16 protein-coding genes are annotated in these 20,401 nt (G+C 71.2%); 7 read left to right on the top strand and 9 right to left on the bottom strand.

Annotation, left to right across the window (positions count from 1 at the left end):
- Positions 1-29: 29 nt before the first annotated feature.
- Complete coding sequence (rpoB, locus tag C9992_RS15450) at positions 30-3,530, bottom strand: DNA-directed RNA polymerase subunit beta (RefSeq protein WP_106816533.1); 3,501 nt, start codon at positions 3,528-3,530, stop codon at positions 30-32.
- Between the two features lie 448 nt (positions 3,531-3,978).
- On the opposite strand from rpoB, the gene C9992_RS15445 reads away from it, so the two are divergent.
- Positions 3,979-6,591, top strand: coding sequence for an ATP-binding protein (locus C9992_RS15445; RefSeq protein ID WP_160150905.1), 2,613 nt, complete (start codon positions 3,979-3,981; stop codon positions 6,589-6,591).
- Between the two features lie 42 nt (positions 6,592-6,633).
- On the opposite strand, the gene C9992_RS15440 is transcribed toward C9992_RS15445, so the two are convergent.
- Together C9992_RS15440 and C9992_RS15435 are read right to left on the bottom strand one after the other, a co-directional pair.
- Positions 6,634-8,196: a 5-oxoprolinase subunit B/C family protein gene (locus C9992_RS15440; protein ID WP_235008277.1), complete on the bottom strand. Its 1,563-nt coding sequence runs from the start codon at positions 8,194-8,196 to the stop codon at positions 6,634-6,636.
- Between the two features lie 58 nt (positions 8,197-8,254).
- Positions 8,255-9,010: a LamB/YcsF family protein gene (locus C9992_RS15435; RefSeq protein WP_106816531.1), complete on the bottom strand. Its 756-nt coding sequence runs from the start codon at positions 9,008-9,010 to the stop codon at positions 8,255-8,257.
- 573 nt (positions 9,011-9,583) lie between these two features.
- Here C9992_RS15435 and C9992_RS15430 point away from each other — a divergent pair.
- The 3 genes from C9992_RS15430 to C9992_RS15420 all read left to right on the top strand — a co-directional run bounded on the left by C9992_RS15430 (position 9,584) and on the right by C9992_RS15420 (position 11,619).
- A complete protein-coding gene (locus C9992_RS15430; RefSeq protein WP_106816530.1) occupies positions 9,584-10,444 on the top strand; it encodes a spermidine synthase in 861 nt (286 codons plus the stop codon).
- Positions 10,445-10,551: 107 nt separating this feature from the next.
- A complete protein-coding gene (locus C9992_RS15425) occupies positions 10,552-11,079 on the top strand; it encodes a hypothetical protein (RefSeq protein ID WP_106816529.1) in 528 nt (175 codons plus the stop codon).
- Between the two features lie 48 nt (positions 11,080-11,127).
- The gene (locus C9992_RS15420) at positions 11,128-11,619 is read left to right on the top strand and encodes a SprT-like domain-containing protein (protein ID WP_106816528.1); all 492 of its coding nucleotides are present in this window, start codon (positions 11,128-11,130) and stop codon (positions 11,617-11,619) included.
- 84 nt (positions 11,620-11,703) lie between these two features.
- Here C9992_RS15420 and C9992_RS15415 read toward each other — a convergent pair whose 3' ends face one another.
- Complete coding sequence (locus C9992_RS15415; protein ID WP_106816527.1) at positions 11,704-12,363, bottom strand: 2-phosphosulfolactate phosphatase; 660 nt, start codon at positions 12,361-12,363, stop codon at positions 11,704-11,706.
- 65 nt (positions 12,364-12,428) lie between these two features.
- Between C9992_RS15415 and C9992_RS15410 the strand changes: the two genes are divergently transcribed.
- Positions 12,429-12,956, top strand: coding sequence for a hypothetical protein (locus C9992_RS15410; protein ID WP_235008276.1), 528 nt, complete (start codon positions 12,429-12,431; stop codon positions 12,954-12,956).
- Here the strand turns inward: C9992_RS15410 and C9992_RS15405 are convergent.
- From C9992_RS15405 to C9992_RS15385, 5 genes are all read right to left on the bottom strand, one after another.
- Positions 12,940-13,533, bottom strand: a complete 594-nt coding sequence (locus tag C9992_RS15405) for an NADPH-dependent FMN reductase (RefSeq protein WP_106816525.1) — start codon at positions 13,531-13,533, stop codon at positions 12,940-12,942. The genes C9992_RS15410 and C9992_RS15405 overlap by 17 nt on opposite strands.
- 109 nt (positions 13,534-13,642) lie before the next feature.
- Positions 13,643-15,025 carry an ABC transporter permease gene (locus tag C9992_RS15400; protein WP_200826363.1) on the bottom strand — a complete coding sequence of 461 codons (1,383 nt, stop codon included), beginning with the start codon at positions 15,023-15,025 and terminating at the stop codon, positions 13,643-13,645.
- A 98-nt stretch (positions 15,026-15,123) separates the two neighbouring features.
- Positions 15,124-15,909, bottom strand: coding sequence for an ABC transporter ATP-binding protein (locus tag C9992_RS15395; protein WP_106816524.1), 786 nt, complete (start codon positions 15,907-15,909; stop codon positions 15,124-15,126).
- A 97-nt stretch (positions 15,910-16,006) separates the two neighbouring features.
- Positions 16,007-16,645, bottom strand: a complete 639-nt coding sequence (locus tag C9992_RS15390; protein WP_106816523.1) for a response regulator — start codon at positions 16,643-16,645, stop codon at positions 16,007-16,009.
- Positions 16,642-17,865: a sensor histidine kinase gene (locus C9992_RS15385; protein WP_106816522.1), complete on the bottom strand. Its 1,224-nt coding sequence runs from the start codon at positions 17,863-17,865 to the stop codon at positions 16,642-16,644. The genes C9992_RS15390 and C9992_RS15385 overlap by 4 nt, the downstream gene beginning before the upstream one ends.
- Positions 17,866-17,983: 118 nt before the next feature.
- Between C9992_RS15385 and C9992_RS15380 the strand changes: the two genes are divergently transcribed.
- Positions 17,984-18,832 (top strand): nitrilase-related carbon-nitrogen hydrolase, encoded by an 849-nt coding sequence (locus C9992_RS15380; RefSeq protein ID WP_106816521.1) that lies wholly within the window; start codon positions 17,984-17,986, stop codon positions 18,830-18,832.
- Positions 18,833-18,947: 115 nt separating this feature from the next.
- The gene (gene hydA / locus C9992_RS15375; protein ID WP_106816520.1) at positions 18,948-20,381 is read left to right on the top strand and encodes a dihydropyrimidinase; all 1,434 of its coding nucleotides are present in this window, start codon (positions 18,948-18,950) and stop codon (positions 20,379-20,381) included.
- Positions 20,382-20,401: the final 20 nt, after the last annotated feature.

Genomic DNA, 20,401 nt, shown 5'->3' with positions numbered 1-20,401 from the left:
TGTCGGAATTCTTGCGTTGCCTGGCCGGATCAGATCTCGTCGATGGACGACGACTCGAAGCGGCTGGAGATGTTGATACCGAGCTCCTCCGCAGCGCGGAAGGCCTCGTCGTCGGTGTCGCGGAGGTTGACCGCCGTGCCGTCGGCCGAGAGCACCTCGACGTTCAGGCAGAGCGACTGCATCTCCTTCATGAGCACCTTGAACGACTCGGGGATGCCGGGCTCCTGGATGTTCTCGCCCTTGACGATCGCCTCGTACACCTTGACGCGGCCGAGGATGTCGTCGGACTTGATCGTGAGGAGCTCCTGGAGGGCGTACGCGGCGCCGTAGGCCTCGAGGGCCCACACCTCCATCTCACCGAAGCGCTGACCACCGAACTGCGCCTTACCACCGAGCGGCTGCTGGGTGATCATCGAGTACGGGCCCGTCGAGCGCGCGTGGATCTTGTCGTCCACGAGGTGGTGCAGCTTCAGGATGTACATGTAGCCGACCGAGATCGGAGCCGGGAACGGCTCTCCGGAGCGGCCGTCGAACAGCTGCGTCTTGCCCGACGAGTCGATGAGGCGCTCGCCGTCGCGCGTGGGGAGCGTCGAGTCGAGCAGACCCGCGATCTCCTCCTCGAACGCGCCGTCGAACACCGGCGTGGCCACCTTCGTGCCGGGCGCCGCCTCGCGCGCACCCTCGGGCAGGCGCGCGGCCCACTCGGGGTTGCCGTCGACCTTCCAGCCCTGCTTCGCGACCCACCCGAGGTGCGTCTCGAGCACCTGACCGAAGTTCATGCGGCCCGGGATGCCCAGCGGGTTCAGGATGACGTCGACCGGCGTGCCGTCGGCGAGGAAGGGCATGTCCTCGACGGGGAGGATCTTCGCGATGACGCCCTTGTTGCCGTGGCGGCCCGCGAGCTTGTCACCCTCGGTGATCTTGCGCTTCTGGGCGATGTACACCACGACACGGCGGTTGACGCCCGAGCCGAGCTCGTCGTCGCCGTCCTCCGCGTTGAACTCCTTGACCGCGATGATGGTGCCCTGCTCACCGTGGGGGACCTTCAGCGACGTGTCGCGCACCTCGCGGCTCTTCTCGTTGAAGATCGCGCGGAGCAGGCGCTCCTCGGCCGACAGCTCGGTCTCGCCCTTGGGCGTCACCTTGCCGACGAGGATGTCGCCCGGACGCACCTCGGCGCCGATGCGGATGATGCCGCGCTCGTCGAGGTCCTTCAGCAGGTCCGGGCTGACGTTGGGGAGGTCACGGGTGATCTCCTCCTTGCCGAGCTTGGTGTCGCGAGCGTCGACCTCGTACTCCTCGATGTGGATCGAGGAGAGCGTGTCTTCCTTCACGAGGTCCTGGCTGAGGATGATGGCGTCCTCGAAGTTGTGACCCTCCCAGGTCATGAAGGCGACCAGGAGGTTCTTGCCGAGGGCGAGCTCGCCGTTCTCCGTCGCCGGGCCGTCGGCGATGACCTCGCCGGCCTCGACGCGGTCGCCGGCCGAGACCACCACGCGCTGGTTGTAACTGGTGCCCTGGTTGGAGCGGTCGAACTTGCGCAGGAAGTAGTCCTGCGTGCCGCCCTCGTCCAGCTGCACCGTCACGACGTCGGCCGAGACCTCGACGACCACACCGGGCTTGTCGGCGGTGACGACGTCACCGGCGTCGATGGCGGCGTAGCCCTCCATGCCCGTGCCGACCACCGGCGACTCCGAGCGCAGCAGCGGCACGGCCTGACGCTGCATGTTCGCGCCCATGAGCGCGCGGTTTGCGTCGTCGTGCTCGAGGAACGGGATGAGCGAGGTCGCCACCGACACCATCTGGCGCGGCGAGACGTCCATGTAGCCGATCTCGTCGGCGTGGAAGAGGTCCACCTCGCCACCCTGACCGCGACGGGCCAGAACGCGATCCTGCGCGAAGCTGCCGTCGGCCTTCAGCTCGACACCGGCCTGCGCGACGATGTAGTCGCTCTCCTCGGAGGCGGTCAGGTAGTCGATCTGGTCGGTCACCTTACCGTCGACCACGCGGCGGTACGGCGTCTCGATGAAGCCGAACGCGTTGATGCGGGCGAACGACGCGAGCGAGCCGATGAGGCCGATGTTCGGGCCTTCCGGCGTCTCGATCGGGCACATGCGGCCGTAGTGCGACGGGTGCACGTCACGGACCTCGACGCCGGCACGCTCACGCGACAGACCGCCGGGGCCCAGCGCCGACAGGCGGCGCTTGTGGGTCAGACCCGCGAGCGGGTTGTTCTGGTCCATGAACTGCGACAGCTGCGAGGTGCCGAAGAACTCCTTGATCGCGGCCACGACGGGGCGCACGTTGATCAGGGTCTGGGGCGTGATCGCCTCGATGTCCTGCGTGGTCATGCGCTCGCGGACGACGCGCTCCATACGCGACAGACCGGTGCGGACCTGGTTCTGGATGAGCTCGCCGACCGCGCGGATGCGACGGTTGCCGAAGTTGTCGATGTCGTCGACATCCAGGCGGATCTCGGCCGGCTTGCCGCCGCGCACGCCCTCGAAGGTGACGTCGCCGCGGTGCAGGCGCACGAGGTACTTGATGGTGGCCACGATGTCGTCGACGGTCAGCACCGAGTCGGTGAGCGGCTTGTCGAGACCGAGCTTGTGGTTGATCTTGTACCGGCCGACCTTGGCGAGGTCGTAGCGCTTCGGGTTGAAGTAGAAGTTGTCCAGCAGCGCGCGGGCGGCCTCGGCGGCGACCTGCTCGCCCGGACGGAGCTTGCGGTAGATGTCGCGGAGCGCGTCCTCCTTGGTGAGGATCGTGTCCTTGGACAGCGTCTCTTCGATCGAGTCGAAGCCGGCGAACTCGGCGAGGATGTCCTCCGAGGTCAGGCCCAGGGCCTTGAGGAAGACGGTGACCGACTGCTTGCGCTTGCGGTCGATGCGCACGCCGACCTGGTCGCGCTTGTCGATCTCGAACTCGAGCCAGGCGCCGCGCGAGGGGATGACGCGCGCCGACACGATGTCCTTGTCGGAGGTCTTGTCGGGGGTCTTGTCGAAGTAGACGCCGGGCGAACGGACGAGCTGCGAGACGACCACGCGCTCGGTGCCGTTGATGATGAAGGTGCCCTTGTCGGTCTGGAGCGGGAAGTCGCCCATGAAGACCGTCTGGGTCTTGATCTCACCGGTCTGGTGGTTCATGAACTCGGCCTCGACGTAGAGCGGGGCCGCGTACGTCTTGCCGCGCTCCTTGCACTCCTCGATGGAGTACTTCTCGGGCTCGAGGTAGGGGTTCGTGAACGAGAGCTGCATCGTCTCGCTGAGATCCTCGATCGGCGAGATCTCCTCGAAGATCTCCTCGAGGCCGCTGACCTCGGGCACGTCGGTGCGTCCGGCGGCCTTCGCGTCGGCGACGCGCGCCTTCCACGCCTCGTTGCCGACGAGCCAGTCGAAGGACTCGGTCTGCAGCGCGAGAAGGTCGGGGACCGTCAGCGTGTCGGAGATCTTGGCGAACGAGAGGCGGGATGCTCCGCGACCGTTCTTGGGGGTGGTGGTGGGGTTGGATGCGTTGCGCGCAGCAGCCAAGGGGATTACCTCCGTGGGCCCGTGGGGCTCGTTTCCTTGTGATCAGGTGGAGTGCTCAGTCGTCCCCGAAGTCCGCGACGCACGCCTCGCTCGACGCGAGTGGGCGCAGACACAGCCGACCACCATATGAGGGCAGGGGGAATCCAAGAGCGCAAAGACCCACTATACGTCGCGCGACGCGCCGTGTCCAGTCGAATTCTTGACGACTTTCAGATGCTGCGGTATAACCCGCCGCCGCCCTCCCCGCCTCGTCACCGCCCCTCGTCACCCCCCCTCGTCACCGCGAGACTTCACTGGAGCGCCGAGACTTCGGTGCGCAACCGCAGTCTCGGCGCTCGGATGAAGTCTCGCGGCTCGGGCGCGACCCGAGGGACGGCGGGATGCCGGGGGCATGGCGGAATCGGGGCGACGGGGCCATGATGTGCACATGACTGGGGTAGGACGCCCCGTGATCCGCACTCCCGATCAGCGGATCCGGGTGTTCGTCAGCTCGACCCTGCGGGAGCTGGCCGAGGAGCGGGAGGCGGTGCGCACCGCCATCGAGCGCCTGCGGCTGGCGCCGGTCATGTTCGAGCTCGGAGCCCGCCCCCACCCGCCGCGCGACCTCTATCGCTCCTACCTCGCGCAGAGCGACGTCTTCGTCGGCATCTACGGCGCCAGCTACGGGTGGGTCGCACCCGACGAGGAGGTCTCCGGTCTCGAGGACGAGTACAACCTCGCCCCCCGCGAGATGCCCAAGCTCATCTACGTCAAGGATGCCGACACCCGCGACGAACGGCTCGCGCAGCTCATCGCCCGCATCCAGGCCGACGACACCGCCGCGTACCTCCACTTCCGCACCGCGCAGGACCTGGAAGACCACGTCGCCGGGGATCTGGCCATGCTCCTGGCCGAACGCTTCGACGAGTCGCGCCTGACGGCCGCGGCGGAGCCCGAAGAGCCCACCCCGACGCTCATCGGCCGCGTGCCCGTGCCGTACACGAAGACCATCGGGCGCGAAGCCGACATCGAGGCGGTGCGCACATTGCTCGCCCGCGGCACCGATCGCGTCGTGAGCCTCATCGGACCAGGCGGCATCGGCAAGAGCCGGCTGGCCATCGAGTCGGCGCTCGCGTGCGAGGACCTCTTCCCCGACGGCGTGTACTTCGTGCTGCTGGAAGGAGTGCTCGAGCCGGGACTGCTGCTGCCGACGATCGCCTATTACCTCGGCATCCGCGACAACGGCGAAGCCGCGCTCGAGGAACGCATCGCCCACGCGCTGCAGGATCGCCGCGTGCTCATCGTGCTCGACAACTTCGAGCAGATCGTGGATGCCGCACCCGTGCTGGTGCGGCTCTACGCGGTCGCCCCGACGGCGACGTTCCTGGTCACCAGCCGCATCGTGCTGCGGATCCGCGGCGAGCGCGTCTACGACGTCCCGCCTCTGACGACTCCGCCCGGCAACGGGCCGGCGAGCATCGACAGAGCCACGCGATCGGCCGCCGTCTCGCTGTTCGTCGACCGTGCCCGGGCCATCGACGCCGACTTCGACGTGACGGCCGAGAACGCCCGGGATCTGGCCGACATCTGCCGCACGCTCGAGGGCATCCCGCTGGCGATCGAGCTCGCCGCCGCCAAGGTGCGGATCCTGACCCCCGCCGGCATCGCCCAGCGCCTCGAGCAGAGCCTGCCGCTGCTCACGGCGGCCGTGCGGGACCTCCCCGAGCGCCACCGCACCATGCGCGCCACCATCGACTGGAGCGTGAGCCTGCTGCCGGACCACGAGCGGCAGATGCTCGATGACCTCGGGGTCTTCGCGACGCGCTTCACCCTCGAGGCGGTGGAGGCGCTCGGAGCCGGGCGGCCGTGGGACGGCCAGGCGATCGACGGGCTGGCCGCGCTCGTCGACGCGTCGCTGATCAAGCAGCACGAGCTCGGCGGCCGACGGGTGTTCTCCCTCCTCGCGATCGTGCGGGAGTACGCGGTGGGCCAGCTGAAGGCGCACGGCGACGCCGACCTGCTGCGCCGCGCCCACGCCGATTACTACTGCGAGCTGGTGCGGACGGTCGCTCCCGACCTGGGCGGCCGCGGCCAGGCCGAGGCGGCGGCGCGCCTCGGGCTCGATCTGCCGAACCTCCGCGCCGCCGTCCGGCACCTCATCCACACCAACCGCCTCGACGACGCCGGCGACTTCGCCTGGAGCCTCTTGATCTACTGGTGGATCTCGGGATTCTTCGCCGAGGTTCGGGTGTGGATGCTGGAACTGCTGGAGAAGCAGCACGAGCATCCCATCAGTCAGCACACCCGCGCGATCGCGTGGTTCTTCGCGCTGTGGGGCGAGATGTGGCAGCGCCCGAGCGAGCAGGTCGTCGCGGGCCTGGGCGAATGCGTGCGGCTGTTCACCGAGAGCGGGGACGAGGATGCCGCGGCGATGGCGCTGGCCGCGCGCGCGACGGCGCGCGTGCAGTTCTCCGTGCTGGACGCCGAGAAGGCCGAGGAGGAGCTGCGGCAGGCGGTGGTCATGCTGCGGGAGCGCGACAACGCGTGGGCCGAGGCCATCACCGAGGTCTCCCTCGGCCGGCTCGCCTGGGTACGTGGCGCCACGGATGACGCGCTGGCGCATTTCGACCGGGCCACCTCGGTCGCCGAGTCAGGCGGGGACCTGTTCACGACCTCGGTCGCCGGGAACCTGCGGTCGCGCCTGAACTTCCAGCTGGGACACATCGAAGAGGCCGAGCGGGAGTTCGTGCACACGCTGCTGCTGTCGGTCACCCTGCACTACGAAGAGGGCGTCGCGTACGGACTCGAGGGCGTCTGCGCGGTCGCGGCGGCGCACGGGGAGGGGTGGCGCGCGGGAGCGCTCGCGGTCGCCGCCGGTGAGATCCGCCGCCGCATCGGCATCTTCGACGTCGAGGCGTTCACCGTGCACACGCCGTACCTCGACATCCTGCGCGGCCGCGATCCGCAGAGCGTCAGCGCGGGAGAGGCGGCCGGGGAGGAGCTGACCGTGGCCGAGGCGGTGCGGCTGGCCCTTCCCGACGAGGACTTCGAGAAGGTCGCCGACCGCCTTCGCGCGTGGTGAGGCGCGAGGGCGGATGCCCCGGCACCGGGCGGTGCGGCACGGTCACGGCGACGGGCGCTGGTGCCGGAACCGGATGCGCGTGCCCGGCCGAGCCTGCGCGACGAGGTCCCGCGCGGCATCCGTCAGCACGGCGATGACCGGATAGCCGCCCGTCACGGGTCCGTCGGCGAGCAGCACGGTGGGGCGGCCGCTCGGCGGCACCTGGAGGGCGCCCGGCACCATCCCCTCGCTCGCCAGCTCGCCGGTGCGGGCACGGCGGAGCTCGGGCCCGTCCAGGCGGGCGCCGATCCGGTCGGCGTCGCTGGACACCGTCCACACCGCTTCGAACAGCGTCCGGCGCGCGTCCGGCTCGAACCAGTCCGACCGCGGCCCGTCGGCGAGCTCGAGCTCCAGCTCGTCGTCGCGCGGCATGCCCCACGCGGCGGGCGGTGCGACCGGGATGGGACCGGCGACCTCGGCGCCGACCGCGACCGCGTCTCCCGCGCGCAGCGGGCCCCTCCCGAGCCCCGCCATGAGGTCGGTGGAACGGGAGCCCAGCACGAGCGGCTCGTCCAGCCCGCCTCGCACCGCGAGGTACGCCCGCGCGCCGTGGCTGAACCAGCCCAGCCGCAGCTCGGTGCCGGCGGGCCACCGGTGCGCCGTGTACGGGTCGACCGCACGAGCGTCCAGCCGCAGCTCGCCCCACGCCCCGGTGACGGCCACCCACAGGTCGCGCTGCGCGACGGCGGCGAAGCCGCCCATCGTCACCTCGATGCCCGCCGCCCCTTCGGGGTTGCCGAGCAGCCGGTTCGCGGTGCGCAGGGCAGCGCGGTCGAGCGCCCCGGACTCGGCGACGCCGACGGATGCCGCGCCGCGGCGCCCGAGATCCTGCACCGTGGACAGCAGGCCGGGCTCGCGAACCGTGAGGCCTCGGCCGCTGGATTGGCGGCCGCGAGCGAGGCCGGGTGACGCCGCGGTTGCGGAGGACTCCCTCGGCTGGGGCGCGGCGCGCAGCGCGTCGCGAGCCGGGAGGGGACGGAACCGGACGAGCGTTCCGGGTGCGAGCAGCGCCGGGCGCGCGGCATCCGGGTCGAAGAGGCGCGCCGGCGTCGTTCCGATGAGCCGCCAGCCGCCCGGCGTCTCGCGAGGGTACGCGCCGGTGAAGCTCCCTGCGAGCCCCACGGCGCCGGCCGGAACGCGCGTGCGCGGCGAATCGAGCCGCGGCACGTCGAACGGCCAGTCGTCGCTCACCAGATACCCGAAGCCGGGGGCGAAGCCGCTGAAGGCCACCCGCCACCGGGCCGCGGAGTGACGACGGACCAGTTCATCGGGTGCGACGCCCAGCACTCGTGCCGTCTCGGGGAGGTCCTGCCCGTCGTACACGATGTCGAGCTCGACCTCCGCCGGCTCCGCGACGGCCCCCGCTGATGGCTCGGCGGCGGACGCCAGCGCCCATGCCCGGGCCGCGGTGAGCGGCAGCACCCCCGGATTCACCCGGACGAGGACGGTGCGCGCAGCGGGCACCACGTCCAGGACGCCCGGCGGAGGGCTTGCGACGAGCGCGCTGTGCAGGTTCAGCACGTCATCGAGGGACCCCACCTCCAGCAGGAGGGCACGGTCCCCCATCGGACGCACCCGAGGGGTCAGCATCCCGATCGCCGGTCCTCGCACCGGCGCGACGGTCTCACCACGGCGCCCGCACCTCGACGCCGGCCGCCTCCAGCGCGGCGCGGACGGCACGGGCCATCTCGACCGCGGCAGGAGAGTCGCCGTGGACGCACAGCGACGCGGCATCCGCGTCGACGACGGTGCCGTCGACCGCCTCGACCACATGCTCGCGCGCCAGCCGCACGGCTCGCGCCGCGACCTGGTCCGGGTCGTCCAGGAGCGCGCCCCGCTGCGTGCGCGGCACGAGCGAGCCGTCGGGCAGGTAGCCGCGGTCGAGGAACGCCTCGTGGACGAACGGGAGACCGGCCGCTGCGGCGGCGCCGGCGATCTCGCCGCGCAGGCCCAGGATCGGCAGCGGCCGGCCGAGGGTCTCGGACAGCTCCGCGACCGCGCGGGCCACGGCGTCTGCCTGCCGCCGATCCGCCCTCACCGCGTGGTACAGAGCGCCGTGCGGCTTGACGTAGCGGAGGTCGGCCCCTTCGCGGCGCAGCGAAGCAAGCTGTGCCGACACGGCGGCGGCCAGATCCTCGGCATCCATCGCCATCGGAACGCGCCCGAAGTTCCCGCGATCGGGGTACGACGGATGCGCGCCGACGGCGACGCCGAACCGGCGCGCCCGCGCCACCGCGTCCCTCATCGCGGCGGCATCCCCCGCGTGCCCGCCGCATGCCACGCTGGCGCTCGAGATGACGGCGAACATCGCCTCGTCGTCGGCCGTCGGCAGGCCCTCGACCGTCTCGCCGAGGTCCGCGTTGAGGTCGATGGCCGCCATGGGTCCACGGTACTGCGGCGGCGGGCATGGGCATCCCGGCGGGACCTCGGGTGCGGCGGGCCCCGGGCACCGCGGGGCACAAACTCCTCACGGACGCGGCGATTCGGCCCGGAAACGACCCGAATCCCGGCGTCCGCGGCGAAATCCGAGGAGTTCGTGCCGCGGGCACGGCGGCATCCCGACGGGACCAGCGTCGGGGCGAGGCACGAACCCCTCGAACCTCGGGGGCGGCGGACCCCGGGCAGGCGGGCACAAACTCCTCACAGACGCGCCGGTTCGGCCCGGAAACGGCCCGAATCCCGGCGTCCGCGGCGAAATCCGAGGAGTTCGTGCCGCAGGCACAGCGGCATCCCGACGGGACCAGCGCCGGGGCCAGGCAGAACCCCCTCGAACCTCGGGAGCGGCGGACCCGGGCACCGCGGGGCACAAACTCCTCACAGACGCGGCGATTCGGCCCGGAAACGGCCCGAATCCCGGCGTCCGCGGCGAAATCCGAGGAGTTCGTGCCGCCGGGCCGGGGCCAGGCGGCCTCGCGGCGGCACGGGACGGGATCCCGGCGGCTAACGTGGAGCCATGGCACGCGCGAGGGATGACGCGCCCCCGGCGATCCGGCTCTCGGACGGCACCGTCGCCCGCATCGTGAGGTCGCCCTTCGGCGGCGGCTGGGAGCTCGACGTCGACGGCACACCGCAGTCGCACGTCGACCTCGACGATCCCACGCACCTGCACTTCGAGTACGTCGCGCGCATGGCCGCGGTGATCGACCGGCTGCGGATGCCGGGGCAGCCGCTCACCGCGATCCACCTCGGCGCCGGCGCCCTCACCCTCCCCCGCTACGTCGAGGCCACACGACCCGGGTCGCGGCAGCAGGTCGTCGAGCTGGAGCCGGCGCTGTGGGATCTGGTGCGCGAGAACCTGCCGCTGCCCCGCGGCGCCGCCATCCGGGTGCGGATCGGCGACGCGCGCGAGACGCTCCGCCGGCTGCCTGCCGGGCTCGTCGGCGCGGCGGACCTGCTCATCTCGGACGTCTACTCGGGAGCGCAGACGCCGGCGCACCTGACCACGGTCGAGTTCTTCACCGAGGCGGTGCGGTTCCTCGCTCCGGATGGCGTGCTCCTCGTGAACGTCGCCGACGGCGCCGGCCTGGCATTCGCGCGCCGCGAGGTCGCCACCGTGCAGGCGGTGCTCGACCACGTCATCGTGCTGGCCGAGGTGCAGACGCTCAAGGGCCGGCGCTTCGGCAATCTCGTGATCGCGGCCTCCCGCGCCCCCCTTCCGACCGAGTGGTTGCCGCGGCTCATGGCCGCCGGCCCGCACCCCGCGAAGGTCGCCGAAGGCCGCGAGGTCGACGAGTTCGCGCGGGGCGCCCGGGTGGCCACCGACGCCGACGCGACCCCGTCGCCCAAGCCGTCGTCATCCGTGTTCACCCGGTGACGCCTGCGCGTCCGGGAGGGATGCCGCCACCCGGCGTGGCACGGCCGCCGTGCGGCGACCGGCAGGCACACTGGAAGGGCCCACCGGCGCGGCGAAGGGAGTCAGACGTGAGCTACATCCGCGGGTACGACCCCGACACTCTCCGCGAGCAGGTGGACCCCCGCCAGTGCCGCGAACGGCTCGAGGAGATCGGCGAGCAGCGGAGTCTGCCGGCCCTGCTCGAACGGGTCTGGCTCCTCAAGGTGCTCGACCGCGCGGAGGACGCCCTCGTCATCTCGGAGCAATCGGTGCGCGTGGCCCGCATGGCCGGCACCCGCAAGGATCTGCTGCGGGCACGCATCCTGCATGCGACGGTCATGCAGGCGCGCGGGTCGTACGCCGCCGCCGAGCAGGAGCTCACGATGTGCGCCGAAGAGGCCGAGGGGCAGGGCTGGGCCGGCATCGCCGCGTTCGCCTACCAGCACCGCGGCAAGGTCAACTTCGACGCGGGGGACTTCGAGGCCGCCCGCAAGGACTTCAAGCGCGCGCTGTTCCTGCGGCAGGAGTCCGGTGCCACCGAGGACCAGCTCGAGTCGACGCTGCTCGCCATCGATGCCGCTGATCGCCGCCGTGCCGCGGCATCCGTCGCCAGCTGATCGGACGCCGCGACCGTGAGTGTCGGAGATACGTTCTAGTCTCGCCGTATGTCGGAACTGCACCGCGTGCGGCACTGGGCCGAGGCCCTCATCGCCGCCCACCTCGATCCGTCGTGGACGTTCGCGTTCGACAACGCGAAGCGGCGTGCCGGCCTGTGCGACTACACCCGCAAGCGCATCAGCCTGTCGCGCTACCTCGCGGCGCGGTACGACGACGACACGAACCATCAGACACTGCTGCACGAGGTCGCGCACGCGCTCGCGGGGCCGCGGGCCGGTCACGGCGCGCGATGGAAGGAGATCGCGCGGGACCTCGGCTATGTCGGCGGCACGACCCACCAGGGCGAGACGGCGACCGAACTCGCCCCGTGGATCGGCGTCTGCCCGGCAGGGCATATCGCGTACCGGCACCGCAAGGCGACACGTCCGACGTCGTGCGCAAGGTGCGCGCCGCGGTTCGACGAGCGCCACGTGTTCACCTGGACCAGGCGCGAGATCACCCGCGCCACCCGCCTGGCGGCCATGACGCCGCGGGACTGAGCCCCACGGGCACGAGCACAGACGCGCAGCCCGACGCGGCGTTCCGCACGCCACACGTGGCGCTCAATGCGCCACACGTCGCGCTCAGTACGTCGTGAAGACGCCGTCGCGCAGGCGGGGAACGACGGATGCCGCATCCAGCGCCGCCGCGTTCAGCACCTCGTCGCGTGCGGCGTCCGACGCGGATGCACCGCGGAGCAGCAGCTCCTGTCCTGAGCCGCTGGCGGTCAGAAGGTGCCGGGCGGCGCCACGGAGGCCGCGGAACGACTCGCACGCCGCCGCCGCCTCGGGCGAGGTGTGGTCGATCCCCAGGTCGCCGAGCGCGTCGATGATCGCACCGGCGCCGAGTTGGTCCTCCACCGCGAAGCGCACCGGAGCGGCAGGCTCCTTCCCCGCGCGCTCCCCCGCGGCGATCACGGCGATGCTGGTGCGCTCGCCGCGCCCACGCTGGATGTCCAGGATGGCGGCCGCGACCGCCGAGGCGTTGCGGAGGCATCCCAGCAGGACAACGGAGCCGGTCTCCGCCGCGATCTGCGCGATGGCGGCGCCGTTGATCGACACCGCGTGCGCGGCGGCGTCGAGCGGGATCTCCTCGCCGCGTCCCACGGCATCCGTCACGGTCGTGGAGAACCGGAGCACGTCCACGACCACGACCACGTCGGCCGGCGCGAGGCGCCGCAGACCGTCGACGCCCCACTCGTGGCGGACCTGATAGCGGTACTGATCGAACGGACCCTCGGCCATCCGTCCAGCCTAGGCGGCGGCATCCCGGGCGCTGGGCGCCGGTGCGACACTGGAGCATGCGGATCATGCTGAAGTTCGTGATCGACTGCGACGCCGACGCGGCGTGGCGGGCGCTTCACTCGCCACGCGCGGTGGCCGAGCTCTACGGGCCGCTCGTGGACCTCGAGCCCCTCGTGCCGAGCGGGCTGCCGACGTCACTGTCCGCGGGCGACGACGTGCCGGTGCAGCTGTCGGCGCTCGGGCTGGTGCCGATCGGGCGCCAGCTCATCCACGCCGGCGAGCGCACCGTCGACGGACCGGACGGGCCGGTGCGGATCTTCCGCGACAGCGGGATCCCGTTGACGGGGCCGCTGGCGAGCCTGGACGTCTGGGACCACCAGATGGCCGTCTCTCCGGCGCCGGGCGATCCGGCACGGACGCTGTGGCGGGATCGGCTCGTGATCGGCGGCGGTGCTGCGCCGGCGCTGTGGCCGGTGCTGTGGGCGACGTGGCAGTGGCGGGGCGCCCGCATCCGGGCCTTGGCCCCCACCTGGGCGCACGACCCGGAGCCGCCTGTGCAGCCCGAGGGCCCGGAGATCACGCCTGCGGGATGACGGTGAGCACGCGCGCGGTGTACTCCAGGAACTTCGTCATGAACATGCGGAGGAACTCCTCGGTGGCGGGCACCGTCACCTCGCCGTCCGCCTCGATGAGGCCGGGCGTGAAGTGGATGTACGCCTCGGGGGAGGTCATCTGACGGGCGTTGAGGAAGCTCAGCGTCGCCCGGAGGGACTGCTGGCCGACGGCGGTCCCGATCTGTCCGGCGGAAGCGCCGATCACGGCCGTCGGCTTGTCGGACCACGCGTTCTGGCCCCAGGGCCGGCTCCCCCAGTCGATGGCGTTCTTGAGCGCCCCGGGCAGGGACCGGTTGTACTCGGGAGTCACGAACAGCACGGCGTCGGCCGAGCGGATGGCGGCCTTGAAGTCGAGGGCGACCTGCGGATAGTCCGCATCCAGGTCCCGGTTGTACAGCGGAAGGTCGGAGTACGAGATCTCGAAGAAGTCGAGCTCCGGCGGAGCCAGCCGCTGCAGCGCCATGGCGAGGCGCCGGTTGATGGACTCGCGCGACAGACTGCCGACGATGACGCCGACGCGATAGGGCGGTTCGTGCTCCACGATGTCGATCTGCATGGGGTGAGCCTGCACCCGTGGCGCGTGTGCGCACACCCCCCTTGCGGTGTCCGCGCAGGAGTGAACGGCGGCCGCAGCGCGAAGCCGGCGCCGCAGCCGCCGTCCACCGTCACTCGGCGAGCGCCTCGACCGGGGCCACCCGCGTCGCGAGCCGCGTCGGCACGACGGCGGCGACCAGTGTGAGCACGGCCGTGGCTGCCACGATGATCACCACGGGAAGCCACGGCACGGCCGGGGCGACCAGCGTGGGCGCCGAGAACGACGGCGGCATCGGCACCGAGCCGAGCAGCGACTGCGCACCGGCCCAGCCGTAGGCGACGCCGAGCACGAGGCCGGTCACGGTGGCGGCGACGGTGATGTGCGCCGCCTCCAGCAGGACCATGCGGCGCACCTGCCCCGTCGAGACGCCCAGCGCCCGCAGCAGCCCCAGCTCGCGCCGGCGCTGCACCACGCCGATCGTCAGGAGGTTGACGAGGCCGACAGCCGCGATCACGGCGGAGACGGCGACGAGCCCCATCATGATGCCGGCGAACGTGTCGAGCAGCGTGGTGAGCTCCTCGGGCGCCTCTCCGCCCGCCGAGGCCGTCAGCACCGCCTTCACCGTCTCCAGTGCGACGGCGAACATCGTCACCAGCGTCACGCCCATGACCACGCCGATGGCCATGCGGCTCGAACGCTCCGGGTAGCGCAAGGCGTTCTCGGCGGCCAGTCGCGCGGTGGCGGACGAGCCGAAGAGCCTGCCCACGAGGCGCAGCACCGGAGGCATGACCAGCGTCGCCCCCATCGCGAGCCCGGTGAACGAGAAGATGCCGCCGAAGAAGGCGACGATGACCCCGAGCGGGCTGGCAAGGCCCAGCACGATGCCGCCCGCCAACAGGATGCCGCCGATGGCGAAGAGCGTCACGGCGGCGCCGTTGCGGACGCCCCGTCGGGTGAACGCGTCGTGGGACGCCTCGACCGACCCGCCGAGCGCCTGCAGCGGCGTGACGGTCAGCACGCGACGGGACCCTACCCACGCGGCGGCCCACGTGGTGAGGGCGACGACGATGGCGGGGATGGCCAGCACCGGCCGCACCACGGCGTATTCCACTCCGTCGATCCCCAGCAGCTGCGTGGCCGCCACCACGCCGGCCCACGACACCAGGATCCCGCCGACGAGCCCCATGGCCGCGCCCACGATCCCGACGATCAGACCCTGCCGCGCCACTTCGGCTCGCTGCGAGCGCGCCGACGCCCCGATCAGACGCAGCAGTGCGATGCGACGGGTGCGGCCGGCGATCACCGTGGCGAACGTGTTGGCCGTCACGATGGCCGCGACATAGACGGCGACCCCGATGAGCAGCACGCTCAGGATGGCCAGCACCACGGCGAGCGTCTCGCTGTCACCGATGTAGGGGTCCGCCTCAAGCAACGCGGCGATGAAGCCGGTGGCGCTCAAGAGGACGGCGCCGAACGCGGTGGAGATCGCCGACACGAGGATGCTCGCGCCCATTCCCCGTTCGCGCAGCCACGCCGGTGCGGCGGTCGCCGCGCGCGCGCCTCCCGCGCCGGGCCGCGGCATCCGTCCGACCCGGGTCTCGGCGACGGCGCTCACGAGGCCACCTCGACGGCCGGTGCCGCGCCGAGCTCGGTGGCGAGCATGTAGGCCGAGATCTCCTCGGCGCTCTGACGCGGCTTGTCGGCGACGATGCGGCCGTCGCCGAGGAACAGCACGCGGTCGGCGTGCGAGGCGGCGACCGGATCGTGCGTGACCATCGCGATGGACTGCCCCTGTTCGCGGCTGGCGGCGGCCAGCAGCGCGAGCACCTCGCGTCCCGAGCGCGAGTCGAGGTTGCCGGTCGGTTCGTCGGCGAAGACGAGGTCCGGTGCGGTGGCCAGTGCCCGGGCGATCGCCACCCGCTGCTGCTGCCCGCCCGACAGCTGGTGCGGGCGGTGACCGAGCCGGCTTGTCAATCCCAGCCGCTCGACGAGGCCGTCGATGCGCGCGCGCTCCAGCGTCGTGGGCCGGCGACCGTCCAGGTCGAACGGCAGGAGGATGTTGCCGATCGCGTCGAGGGTGGGCACGAGATTGAAGGCCTGGAAGACGAAGCCGACGCGGCGCCGGCGCAGGATCGTCAGTTCGAGGTCGGAGAGTCCCGTGATGTCGGTGTCGCCGATCCACGCGCGACCGGAGGTGGGGGCGTCCAGGCCCGCCATGATGTGCATCAGCGTGGACTTGCCGGAGCCGGACGGCCCCATGATCGCGGTGAACTCGCCGCGGCGGATCCCGACGCTCACGCCGTCCAGCGCGTGCACCGTGCTCTCGCCCGCGCCGTAGGTCTTGGTGAGCTGCTGCACCCGGGCAGCCAGGCCCAGGTCTGTCGATGAGAGTTCCATGCCTTCGACGTTAGGAACGGCCCGGTGTCGCGCGCGTCGGCCTGCGGAGGCATCCTCGTACATCTCGAGGATGATCCCGCGGCGCGCCGGGTCCGGGCTAGGCGAGGTCGTGCTCGAACGCGAAGACCACGAGCTGCACCCGGTCGCGCAGGCCCAGCTTGGTGAGGATGCGACTGATGTGCGTCTTCACCGTCGCCTCGGAGAGGAACTCGCGTGCGGCGATCTCGGCGTTGGAGAGCCCGCGGGCGGCCAGCGCGAAGATCTCGCGCTCGCGCTCGGTGAGCTCGCGATAGGCGGCGGGAACGGGCCGAGGGGCGGCATCCGTGAACCGCTCGAACAGATCGCGGGTCGCTGATGCCGCGATCACCGCCGATCCGGAGTGCACGGTGCGGATCGCAGCGAGCAGGAACTCGGGATCGGCATCCTTGAGGAGGAAGCCGCTGGCTCCCTGGCGGATCGCACGGGCGGCGGCCTCGTCGAGGTCGAAGGTCGTGAGCATCACGATACGGGGCGGGTCGGGGTCGGTCAGCAGTTCGGCGGTGGCGGCGAGACCGTCCATGACGGGCATGCGGATGTCCATGAGGACGACATCGGGCCGGCTGCGGCGTACGACGTCGACGGCCTCGCGACCGTCGGATGCCTCGGCCACGACCTCGAGGTCGGGCTGCGAGTCCACGAGCATGCGAATCCCCGCGCGGAACAGCGCCTGGTCGTCCACGAGCGCCACGCGGATCATGCGGGACCTCCGACCGGGACGTGTGCGCGGACGGTGAACGCTCCGTCGTCCTCGACGACATCGAGTCGGCCGCCGGCCAGCTGCGCCCGCTCCCGCATGCCGATGAGACCGTGCCCCGCCCTCGCCGCTCGGGGCCCGGGCGCGAGCGGGTTGCTCACCTCGAGTTCGACGCGGTCGGGCAGCCACGCCAGCCGGACGGCGACCTCGCCCTGGGGCATCCCGTGCCGCAGCGCGTTCGTGAGCGCCTCCTGCAGGATGCGGTACACGGCCAGCTGGACGGCCGCGGGCGGCCCCCCCGGCGGGGCGGGGTCGACGTCGACCCGCAGCGGTACGCCGGCGGCACGCACCTGCGCGTACAGCTCCTCGAGATCGGCCAGCGTCGGCTGCGGACCGTCGCCCTGCTGGTGGCGCAACTGGCCGAGCAGCAGTCGCACGTCGGCCAGCGCCGAGCGGGCGGTCGCCGAGATGGTGGTCAGCGCCTCGGCCGCGATCGCGGCATCGAGGGTGCTCGAGGCGGCCTGGGGGTTCGCCTCGCCCGCGGCCACCGCGTAGCGCGCACCGTCTGCCTGCGCGATCACGACGGCCAGCGAATGCGCGACGACGTCATGCATGTCGCGGGCGATGCGCACGCGCTCATGCTCTGCTGCGGTCTCCGCCTCGGCGCGCTGCTGAGCCTCGCGGTTCTCCCGCGCCCGCACCGCCGTGCGCACCAGGGCGCCGATGGTCCACGAGAGGCCGAGCGCGAAGGCCGCCGCGACCAGCATGACCAACGCCAGGGGCAGGGTGTGCCACGACAGCCCGCCGCCGGCGAAGGAGGGTCCGGCGAACAGGTACACGGTGATGACGATCGCGCCCACCAGCGCCGAGGCGAACCCGCTCCAGTACACCGCGCGCGAGCCGTACGCGGCGGTCGCGTACAGCACGGCGAAGATGGCGACGTCGGCGTAGCTCGGAGGACGGCCGAGACCCATCTGGACGACCGCGCCCAGCCAGGCAAGTCCCAGCGCCAGCGCTGGAGAGAGCCGGCGCAGGGCGAGGGCCGCGCTGAACAGCGCCGCCAGCACGAAGCCGATGAGGCCGTGCCCGAGCGATCCCAGCCGGTACTCCAGCCCGAACGCGCCGGTGACCACCACCGTCTCGATGGGCCACGCGGTGACGAGGAAGACGACCGCGACCGTGACATCGACCACGAGCTGGTACGTCTTCAGGCGGCGGAACACCGTTTCACGTTACGCGAGGGGCGGATGCCGCGGCATCCGTCTGCAGATGTATCGTCGGCGCCCCTCTTGTCGCGGAACGGAAGAGGCCCTACTGTCGCGACACAACGGACGGAGCGACATGACGACGGTACGCGCGGCGATCTCGCAGACCACCTGGACGGGCGACAAGGAGTCGATGCTCGACAAGCACGAGGGGTTCGCGCGGGACGCGGCCGCGCAGGGCGCTCAGGTGGTGTGCTTCCAGGAGCTCTTCTACGGGCCCTATTTCGGCATCACCCAGGACAAGAAGTACTACCGCTACGCGGAGTCGGCCGAGGGGCCGATCGTGCAGCGCTTCGCGGCGCTGGCGAACGAGCTGGGGATCGTGATGGTGCTCCCCATCTACGAGGAGGCCGAGACCGGCGTGTACTACAACACCTCGGTGCTCGTCGACGCCGACGGCACGATCCTCGGCAAGTACCGCAAGCACCACCTGCCGCATCTCGACCGGTTCTGGGAGAAGTTCTACTTCCGTCCGGGCAACCTCGGCTACCCGGTGTTCGAGACCGCCGTGGGCCGCGTGGGCATGTACATCTGCTACGACCGCCACTTCCCCGAGGGGTGGCGCGAGCTCGGCCTGGGCGACGCGCACATGGTCTTCAACCCCAACGCCACCAAACCCGGCCTGTCGAACCGGCTGTGGGAGATCGAGGGGCCGGCGGCTGCGGTGGCGAACGGCTACTTCGTGCTGCAGCCCAACCGGGTCGGCCGCGAGGACAACGAGTACGGCGAGCTCGCGGTCGACTTCTACGGCACGAGCCAGGTGATCGACCCGCGCGGCAACTTCGTCGGCGAGCGCGGCTCGGGCGAGGGCGAGGAGCTGCTGGTGCGCGACCTCGACCTGGACATGGTGCGCGAGATGCGCGACGACTGGCAGTTCTACCGGGACCGCCGCCCCGACTCGTACACGACGATCGCGAAACCGTGACCACTACCCCGCTCGTCGAGCGAGCGAAGCAAGACGAAACGGTCCAGCAGCCTGCAGGCTTTTCGTCTCGTCGCTTCGCTCCTTGCTCAACGACCGAGATCGGAGGCATCTCAGAATGACCACCACACTCATCACGGGCGGCACCGTCGTCTCGGCCACGGGACGAGGCGACGCAGACGTGCTCATCGACGGCGAGACGATCGCCGCGGTGCTCGCACCCGGCTCGCAGCTGCTCGGCACGGATGTCGCGGCATCCGTCGATACCGTCATCGACGCCACGGGGAAGTACGTCATCCCCGGCGGCATCGATGCGCACACCCACATGGAGCTGCCCTTCGGCGGCACCAACGCGTCCGACACGTTCGAGACCGGCACGCGCGCGGCCGCCTGGGGCGGCACGACGTCGATCATCGACTTCGCGGTGCAGCGCTACGGGGAGCGGGTGCAGGACGGCCTGGCCGCGTGGCACGAGAAGGCGGCCGGCAACTGCGCCATCGACTACGGCTTCCACCAGATCATCGGCGGCGTCGACGACGACTCACTCGCCGCGATGCGGGGGCTCGTCGACGAGGGCATCACCAGTTTCAAGCTCTTCATGGCCTACCCCGGCGTCTTCTACTCCGACGACGCGCAGGTGCTCAAGGCGATGCAGGTCTCGCAGGAGACCGGCATGCTCACGATGATGCATGCCGAGAACGGGCCGGCGATCGACGTGCTCGCGGCGCAGCTGGCGGATGCCGGCAAGAAGGCGCCGTACTACCACGGCATCGCCCGCGCGTGGCAGATGGAGGAGGAGGCCACCCACCGCGCCATCATGCTCGCCAACCTCACCGGCGCACCGCTGTACGTCGTGCACGTGAGCGCGAAGCAGGCGGTGGACCAGCTCGCGTGGGCACGCGACCAGGGGTGGAACGTGTTCGGCGAGACCTGCCCCCAGTACCTGTACCTGTCGCTCGAGGAGCAGCTGGGCGCGTTCAGCCAGGAGTGGGGCCAGTTCGAAGGTGCGAAGTGGGTGTGCTCGACGCCGCTGCGCAGCCGCAAAGAAGGCCATCAGCACCACATGTGGCAGGCCTTGCGCACCAACGACATCCAGATGGTGTCGACGGACCACTGTCCGTTCTGCATGAAGGGTCAGAAGGACCTGGGGCTTCAGGATTTCCGCGCGATCCCCAATGGCATCGGCTCGATCGAGCATCGGATGGACCTGATGTACCAGGGCGTGGTGACGGGCAAGATCACGCTCGAGCGCTGGGTCGAGCTGACCTCGACCACGCCGGCGCGCATGTTCGGGCTGTACGGCAGGAAGGGCGTCATCCAGCCGGGCGCCGATGGCGACGTCGTCGTCTACGACCCGAACGGCCACACCACGATCTCGGCCGCGTCGCACCACATGAACATGGACCACTCCGCGTGGGAGGGGTTCGAGATCGACGGCCACGTCGACACCGTCCTCTCACGGGGCAAGGTCATCGTGGATGGCGGGGAGTATCTCGGGCGGCCCGGCGACGGGCGGTTCCTCAAGCGCGGTCTCTCGCAGTACCTCATCTGACATGGCGCGTTTCGTCTCGC

Origin of the sequence: Microbacterium timonense (genome assembly GCF_900292075.1) — a bacterium.
Lineage (GTDB): Bacteria > Actinomycetota > Actinomycetes > Actinomycetales > Microbacteriaceae > Microbacterium > Microbacterium timonense.
This window is presented reverse-complemented; position numbering and strand designations above follow the sequence as displayed.

Bases quoted from the DNA above. Each gene is read 5' to 3' on its own strand.
- C9992_RS15415 (WP_106816527.1), bottom strand. From the start codon at position 12,363: ATGGCCGAGGGTCCGTTCGATCAGTACCGCTATCAGGTCCGCCACGAG.
- C9992_RS15390 (WP_106816523.1), bottom strand. From the start codon at position 16,645: ATGATCCGCGTGGCGCTCGTGGACGACCAGGCGCTGTTCCGCGCGGGG.
- C9992_RS15380 (WP_106816521.1), top strand. From the start codon at position 17,984: ATGACGACGGTACGCGCGGCGATCTCGCAGACCACCTGGACGGGCGAC.
- C9992_RS15435 (WP_106816531.1), bottom strand. From the start codon at position 9,010: ATGGCGGCCATCGACCTCAACGCGGACCTCGGCGAGACGGTCGAGGGC.
- C9992_RS15420 (WP_106816528.1), top strand. From the start codon at position 11,128: ATGTCGGAACTGCACCGCGTGCGGCACTGGGCCGAGGCCCTCATCGCC.
- hydA (WP_106816520.1), top strand. From the start codon at position 18,948: ATGACCACCACACTCATCACGGGCGGCACCGTCGTCTCGGCCACGGGA.
- C9992_RS15430 (WP_106816530.1), top strand. From the start codon at position 9,584: ATGGCACGCGCGAGGGATGACGCGCCCCCGGCGATCCGGCTCTCGGAC.
- C9992_RS15440 (WP_235008277.1), bottom strand. From the start codon at position 8,196: ATGGGGGACCGTGCCCTCCTGCTGGAGGTGGGGTCCCTCGATGACGTG.
- C9992_RS15410 (WP_235008276.1), top strand. From the start codon at position 12,429: ATGCTGAAGTTCGTGATCGACTGCGACGCCGACGCGGCGTGGCGGGCG.
- C9992_RS15405 (WP_106816525.1), bottom strand. From the start codon at position 13,533: ATGCAGATCGACATCGTGGAGCACGAACCGCCCTATCGCGTCGGCGTC.
- C9992_RS15400 (WP_200826363.1), bottom strand. From the start codon at position 15,025: ATGGGCGCGAGCATCCTCGTGTCGGCGATCTCCACCGCGTTCGGCGCC.
- C9992_RS15395 (WP_106816524.1), bottom strand. From the start codon at position 15,909: ATGGAACTCTCATCGACAGACCTGGGCCTGGCTGCCCGGGTGCAGCAG.